This is a genomic window from Hymenobacter coccineus, from assembly GCF_001816125.1.
In the GTDB taxonomy this organism is placed as follows: Bacteria; Bacteroidota; Bacteroidia; order Cytophagales; family Hymenobacteraceae; genus Hymenobacter; species Hymenobacter coccineus.
This window is the reverse complement of record NZ_MDZA01000143.1, coordinates 1-5,767: the sequence shown is the minus strand read 5'-3', so window position 1 is coordinate 5,767 and position 5,767 is coordinate 1. Positions and strand designations below refer to the sequence as shown.

Below are 5,767 nucleotides of genomic sequence, written 5' to 3'. Positions count from 1 at the left end.
GGCCGCCCAGCAAGTGGCCGCGCAGCGGGCCGGCCGGGGCCTGTGGCGCTGCGGGGCCCCGGCGGCGGTGCCGCCCCAGCTGTGGCGCTCCTTCGATGCCAAGAACAAGCGGCGTTACCGGGGCGGCTGTATCTGGTAGTTGCGCCGCCCGATTGCAAGCAGCCCTTTCTTATTCCCCGTCCATTTTCTCTCTTTCACCCTTTTATTCTTTACAGTTATGGCATCACAGAATGGTATTTTAGGCTTGCAGGGCACCGTGGGGGGCCTGGTCTTTGCCCGCAACGGCACGGTGCGCCAGAAGCCGGCCTCCAACAAGGCGGCTTTTAACAGCGCGGCCAGCCTGGCCCGCACCCGCGAAAACGCCAGTGAGTTTGGGCGCGCCGGTACGGCGGGCAAGCTCATTCGCACGGCGCTGCGCACGCTCATCAGCACGGCCAGCGACTCGTTGATGGTCTCGCGCCTGACGCAGAAAACCCGCGCCATCATCGGCATGGACGAAACCAACGACCGCGGGGCCCGCATCCTGGACAAAGACAACGCCCTGGAACTGGTGGGCTTCGACTTCAACGCCTCGGCCTCACTGAGCCAGGTGTTCTTCGGCTCGTACACCACGGCCGCGGCCGGGGCGGATTTGACCATCAGCCTGCCCAGCCTCAACGGGCTGACGGACGTGGCCGCTCCGCAGGGGGCCACCCACTTTGAATTGATGCTCGGCTCGGCGGCCATCAACTTCGAGACGGGCGCCATCTCGCAGGGCGCGGTGGCCGCGCCGCTGGGTAGCCTGCCGCTCAACGGGCCGGTGCTGGTGAACCAGGCCATCAAGGCCTCGCTGGCGGTGCCGCCCACGGCCGACGACGTGGTGCTGGGCGTGCTGGGCGTGAACTTTTACCAGTTGCTCAACGGCAAGCAGTACCCGCTCAACAACAACGCCAGCAACCCGCTGGCCATCGTCTACGCCGACTAAGCGGCGCGGCAGGACACCCCAAGCGGCCGGCCGGGAACGGGCGGCCGTTTTGGCTTTCGCTGGTTTTCTCTTCTTCACCCAGACGGCCCCAAGGGCCCCACAACTATGGCACTATCAGCCTATCAAAAACAATACAAGCGGCGGGCGACGAAGGCCCTGGCCCTCTACACCAAGGCCCGCAAGCAGGTGCGCGCGCTGGTGGGGCAACTGGTGGCGGCCGAGCAGGGCAACGCCGCGGCCGCGGCCCGCACCAACCGGCTCAACGCGCTCTACGGCACGGCCCTGCCGGCTGCCACGGACCTCGTGGCGGACTTCGGTACCTCCGAAACGCTGGCCAACCTGGCGGGCAACCAAGAGGCCGACGCGCTGCTGTACGCCGACGTGGCCGACGGTAACGGCGGGGCCGCGCTGCCGACCGAGGCGGCGTTCGGCGAATAATACGGGCTTTCTATTCACTCCTTATTCCAATCCGTTATGGCGACTTCCGCTTATCAGAAACAATACAAGGCGCGGGGCAAAAAAGCCCGCGCTGCCGTGGCCAAAGCCGACCGGGACACGCGCAAGCGCCTGAGCCGCGTGGCCGCCGCCCAGCAGCGGATGAACGACGCGCTGGCCCGGCTGGCCCGCCTCAACCAAGTATACGGCACGGCCTACCCCGAGCAAACCGACCTGTCGGCGGGTTTTGATGACTACAGCGTCGGGGCCCGGCAGCTGGTGGGGGCTTACGCCGTGGTAGAAGCGCTGCCCGCCGTGGCGGTGGTGGCGGATAACGCCGGCGGGCTGGCGCTGGCGGGCGAAGCCATTTTTGGGGAGGCCCCGACGGCGGCCCCGCCCGCGCCGCTGCGCCTAACCGGGGCCACGCTGCGCGGCATCAACCCCGCGGACGGGGGCAACACCGTGCTCGAGGGCCAGGTGACAGCCACGGGTGGCACGGGGGCCGTGGCGGTGCATATCACCATCGACAACTTCGTGGACGGGGGCACGCACCCGACCGGCGAAGCGTTCAGCTCCGCGTTGGGCACGCGCTTCGTGGCGGGGGGCGTGCGCCAGTACCGGGCCGAAGTGGTGGGGCAGCCCAGCCTGTTCGTGACGGGTTCGTTTACGGTAGAATAAGCGCTTTTTCGAGCAGCAAAAAGGCCGGCCATCCGCAACAGCGGGGGCCGGCCTTTTTGTGGGCGGCAACTTTTGGCAGGGAAGAGGGACCGGCCAGGCCCACCGGTGTGAGGGAGCAATGCGCGTCGAATAAATCTAATTAATCAACGGTTACTAACTGAACTGGCACGCCGGCTGGCGGAATGCGGAGGCTGGGTAAGTGCTAGAATACAACCAAATTACTTTGCAATTACAACAAGAATAGAAAAGTTTAGGCCTGATTATCAACAGCAAATACCAATTTTATTAGCGACAATACGGACTAATGGAATTAGCGGGCGTTTATTTGGGCGTTCAACCTACGCTACTTGATCGATGTACGACGTCCTACTCATCCCGGTGCGGGAAGCGCCGATGGCGGCTTTCCTGCCGGTGTTCAGCTGCCGGGTGCCGGCGGGGTTTCCGTCGCCGGCCACCGACGAGCTGGAGGGGCTGTTCGACTTGAACCGGCTGCTGTTCCGGCACCCGGACGCCACGTACCTGGTGCGGGTAATGGGCGAGAGCATGAGCGGGGCCGAGATTCACCCCGGCGACCTGCTGGCGGTGGACAAGCACCTGGAAGCCGACCACGGGCACATCGTGGTGGCGGTGGTGGACGGCGACTGCACCGTGAAACGGTTGGAGCGCCGGGGCGAAACGTGGTGGCTAGTGCCGGCGAACCCGGCTTTTGCGCCCTACCGGATTCGGACGGGGGAGGAGCTGCACATTTGGGGCGTGGTGACGCACGTGGTGCACGAATTGGTGCCGGGCCGGCTGACGGCGCTGCTGCACAGCCGCGACTAGACATGTTCGGGCTGGTGGATTGCAACAACTTCTACGTGAGTTGTGAACGGGTTTTTCAGCCGCGGCTGGAGGGAAAACCGGTGGTGGTGTTGAGCAACAACGACGGGTGCATCATCTCGCGCTCGGCGGAAGCCAAGGCGCTGGGGCTGAAAATGGGCGACCCGTACTTTCAGGTGAAGGAACAGCTGCGGCGGGACTCGGTGCAGGTGTTTAGCTCGAACTACGCGCTGTACGGGGACATGTCGCGGCGCGTGATGCACTACCTGGGGGCGACGGTGCCGGGGGTGGAAATCTACTCCATTGACGAGGCCTTTCTGGACCTGGGCGGCCTGGAAACGCACCTGACACCGTACCTGGGACACCTGACCGACCTGGCGCAGCGGCTGCGGGCGGGGGTGAAGGCGCGCACGGGCATTCCGGTGTGCGTGGGCGTGGCCCCGACCAAGACGCTGGCCAAGCTGGCGAACCGGCTGGCCAAGAAAGACGCGGGGTTGGGCGGGGTGCTGTACCTGGACTCGGGGGAGCGGCGGGCCTGGGCCTTAGGGCAGGTGGCGGTGGGCGACGTGTGGGGCGTGGGGCGGCAGTACGCGCACAAGCTGACGGCGGCGGGCATCGACTCGGCGGCGGACCTGGCGCGGGTGTCGGAGGCCTGGGCGCGCAAACACCTGGGCGGGGTGGTGGGGGCCCGGCTGGTGCGGGAGCTGCAGGGCTACCCCCTGCGCGGGGCTGGCCCCGAGCGAGGACGGGACGCTGCACCGGCAGAGCCTCAGCTGCTCGCGCACGTTCGGGCGGCCGCTGCAGGAGCGGGCCGCGGTGCAGGGGGCGGTGGCGGCGTTCGTGGCGCGGGCGGCGGAAAAGCTGCGCCGGCAAGGCGACCTGGCGCACGTGCTGACGGTGTTCCTGGGCAAAAATCGGTTTGGGCCGGAGGCGGGCGGGCATTCGCGCTCGGCGGTGCTGACGCTGCCGGTGCCCACCGCCGACACGCGGGAGCTGACGGCGCGGGCGGCGCAGCTGCTGGGCCGGCTGTGGGAGCCGGGGGCGGTGTACGGTGAAGGCGGGCGTGGTGCTGGCGGGGCTGGAAGTGCCGGGCGGTCAGCAGCTGGGGCTGTTCGGGGCGGCTGCGCCGCTGGCGGCGGGGGCCGCAGTGGAAGGCCGCAGCGCGCAGGTGATGGCGGCGCTGGACGGGCTTAATGCGCGGTTTGGGCGCGGGACCGTGCAACTAGCGGCGGCGCTGGGGCCCACGGGCGGTGGGCCGGCGCCGTGGCAGGGACAGGCGGCGTGGCGTACGCCGGCCTACACCACGCGGCTGGAAGACTTAATGACGGTGCGCTAATTCTTAACCCATTTCATTCATCATACCATGGCTTTTCCACTGCCACCGGCCCACTTGCCCGGGGCCCTACCCGATTACCCCGTGTGTGGCCGCGCCGTGGTGCGGCGGCTCCACAACCGGCGCATTACGATGGTGGCGCTGCCGAACGGGAATTATTACACCCATTTCGCAGTGGCGCTGCAACCCGGCGATGCGGAGGAATTGCGGCGGGGCGGGCACGTGGACCGGGCCACGAACTACATTTTGCGGGACTGGGTGCGGTACTGGGTGCTGGTATTGCAGAGCGAAACCCTCGCGGCGATGATGGGCATCTGGGGCGACCTACAGGCCCGGAAGCAGCAGCGGCGAGCCCGCAAGCGGGTATAAGGCAGCCACGGAAGCGGTGCGGTGCGGGCCCCAGCGGCCGGACGTTGGGCTTTTTGCGGCCGGCTGGCCGCTTGGCGGCTGTTTTACTTTTTTACTATTGGTTATGCCCCACTTTCTTCCGGATGCGAAATCCATCACCGAGTTTTGCGGCGCGTATGAGCAGCGCGGGTGCACGTTTAAGGTCGTCCGGGCTTCCTACTTGGGCGGCTATGGACTGCAAATACATTTGGGCGAGAATAGCTCGATCATTCCGATGCTGCCACTGCCAGCGGGGGAAATGGGCAGCCCGGAGGCGGCGCAGCGGTGGATGGAATACCTGCGGGACGAGCATCTGAGCAAGTTTGCTTTTTTGTTGCAAGGGCAGTAAGAGAGAAGTATGCAAGTCGTGCGGGGTAGCCGGAAATTATGAAAAGCCCCGGCCAGCGTACAACTGGTCGGGGCTTTTCATTTGGGGTGAGACGGGTGTCGGTTCAGTTGCTGGGCGGGCCTACTTGCCAGCCTCTACCAGGGCGGGCCAGTCGGCGGCGCAATTCTTAACGAAAGCGTTGAAGGTGTTCAGCTTCTGCTTGACCTCATCGAAGTTCACCGGCTGGTCCGGGGCGCCTAGCCAGTGCTCGGGCTTTACAACGGCCACCGTCATGTATTTGCCGCTTCCGAAGCGGGCGGGTTTGTGAACGTGGTTAAGCCCGGCCTCTTTCGCTTTCTGCATCACGAAGCGATAATACTCGTTCCGGGTTTCGCGGATATAGTCATCGGGCCGCGCATCGGGGCCTCCTTCGTTGGTGCTGATTTTAATGCACAGCATCTTCCGGTCAGATTCAATCTGTAGATAGAGCGGGTGCGGGTTTTCGAAGTGCGCCCACTCTAATAGGAATCCCCAAAAGCCGCCCGCTGTGTTATTGACCCAAAACCAGCTATCTTTTTTTATGTCGGTTTGTGAGTCCAGCCATAAATAGAAGCCTTCCCAGTCGCCATTATCCCATTGATTCCAGGGCTTCGCTATGTAGCCGGAAACGGCCTTGTCCAATGCGTCGAGGTAGTGCGTGAAGTCCGTGAAAATCTCATTGGTGACTGAGGTGGTCGGGTTTAAACGGACACAGAGCTAAGGTAGATTGAAAAGGTAGTGGAGTTCGATTTCGAGCGGGGTGCAGTAGCCTAGCGCAGAGTGC

Annotated in this window: 8 protein-coding genes and 2 pseudogenes; 9 read left to right on the top strand and 1 reads right to left on the bottom strand. The window is 64.9% G+C overall.

Annotated elements, in window-relative coordinates; genetic code table 11:
- Positions 1 to 217: 217 nt before the first annotated feature.
- From BEN49_RS10130 to BEN49_RS10100, 9 genes and pseudogenes are all read left to right on the top strand, one after another.
- Positions 218 to 964, top strand: coding sequence for a hypothetical protein (locus BEN49_RS10130; protein WP_070742930.1), 747 nt, complete (start codon positions 218 to 220; stop codon positions 962 to 964).
- A 105-nt stretch (positions 965 to 1,069) separates the two neighbouring features.
- Positions 1,070 to 1,402: a hypothetical protein gene (locus BEN49_RS10125; RefSeq protein WP_070742928.1), complete on the top strand. Its 333-nt coding sequence runs from the start codon at positions 1,070 to 1,072 to the stop codon at positions 1,400 to 1,402.
- 36 nt (positions 1,403 to 1,438) lie between these two features.
- Positions 1,439 to 2,077, top strand: a complete 639-nt coding sequence (locus BEN49_RS10120; RefSeq protein ID WP_070742926.1) for a hypothetical protein — start codon at positions 1,439 to 1,441, stop codon at positions 2,075 to 2,077.
- Between the two features lie 354 nt (positions 2,078 to 2,431).
- Positions 2,432 to 2,899 carry a LexA family protein gene (locus BEN49_RS10115; protein ID WP_070742924.1) on the top strand — a complete coding sequence of 156 codons (468 nt, stop codon included), beginning with the start codon at positions 2,432 to 2,434 and terminating at the stop codon, positions 2,897 to 2,899.
- A gap of 2 nt (positions 2,900 to 2,901) precedes the next feature.
- Positions 2,902 to 3,306 (top strand): annotated as a pseudogene (locus tag BEN49_RS29480) (Y-family DNA polymerase); the annotation flags it as partial.
- A 406-nt stretch (positions 3,307 to 3,712) separates the two neighbouring features.
- A pseudogene (locus BEN49_RS29470) lies at positions 3,713 to 3,874 on the top strand (DinB/UmuC family translesion DNA polymerase); the annotation flags it as partial.
- 73 nt (positions 3,875 to 3,947) lie between these two features.
- A complete protein-coding gene (locus tag BEN49_RS29465) occupies positions 3,948 to 4,232 on the top strand; it encodes a DUF4113 domain-containing protein (RefSeq protein WP_239691895.1) in 285 nt (94 codons plus the stop codon).
- A gap of 27 nt (positions 4,233 to 4,259) precedes the next feature.
- Complete coding sequence (locus tag BEN49_RS10105; RefSeq protein ID WP_070742922.1) at positions 4,260 to 4,598, top strand: hypothetical protein; 339 nt, start codon at positions 4,260 to 4,262, stop codon at positions 4,596 to 4,598.
- A 103-nt stretch (positions 4,599 to 4,701) separates the two neighbouring features.
- Positions 4,702 to 4,965: a hypothetical protein gene (locus BEN49_RS10100; RefSeq protein WP_070742920.1), complete on the top strand. Its 264-nt coding sequence runs from the start codon at positions 4,702 to 4,704 to the stop codon at positions 4,963 to 4,965.
- A gap of 120 nt (positions 4,966 to 5,085) precedes the next feature.
- Here the strand turns inward: BEN49_RS10100 and BEN49_RS26760 are convergent, their stop codons facing one another.
- Positions 5,086 to 5,625 (bottom strand): hypothetical protein, encoded by a 540-nt coding sequence (locus BEN49_RS26760; protein ID WP_125916705.1) that lies wholly within the window; start codon positions 5,623 to 5,625, stop codon positions 5,086 to 5,088.
- Between the last annotated feature and the right edge of the window lie 142 nt (positions 5,626 to 5,767).

Excerpts from the sequence above, each read along its gene's own strand:
- BEN49_RS10130 (WP_070742930.1), top strand. The coding sequence starts at position 218 with ATGGCATCACAGAATGGTATTTTAGGCTTGCAGGGCACCGTGGGGGGC.
- BEN49_RS10125 (WP_070742928.1), top strand. The coding sequence starts at position 1,070 with ATGGCACTATCAGCCTATCAAAAACAATACAAGCGGCGGGCGACGAAG.
- BEN49_RS10120 (WP_070742926.1), top strand. The coding sequence starts at position 1,439 with ATGGCGACTTCCGCTTATCAGAAACAATACAAGGCGCGGGGCAAAAAA.
- BEN49_RS10115 (WP_070742924.1), top strand. The coding sequence starts at position 2,432 with ATGTACGACGTCCTACTCATCCCGGTGCGGGAAGCGCCGATGGCGGCT.
- BEN49_RS10105 (WP_070742922.1), top strand. The coding sequence starts at position 4,260 with ATGGCTTTTCCACTGCCACCGGCCCACTTGCCCGGGGCCCTACCCGAT.
- BEN49_RS10100 (WP_070742920.1), top strand. The coding sequence starts at position 4,702 with ATGCCCCACTTTCTTCCGGATGCGAAATCCATCACCGAGTTTTGCGGC.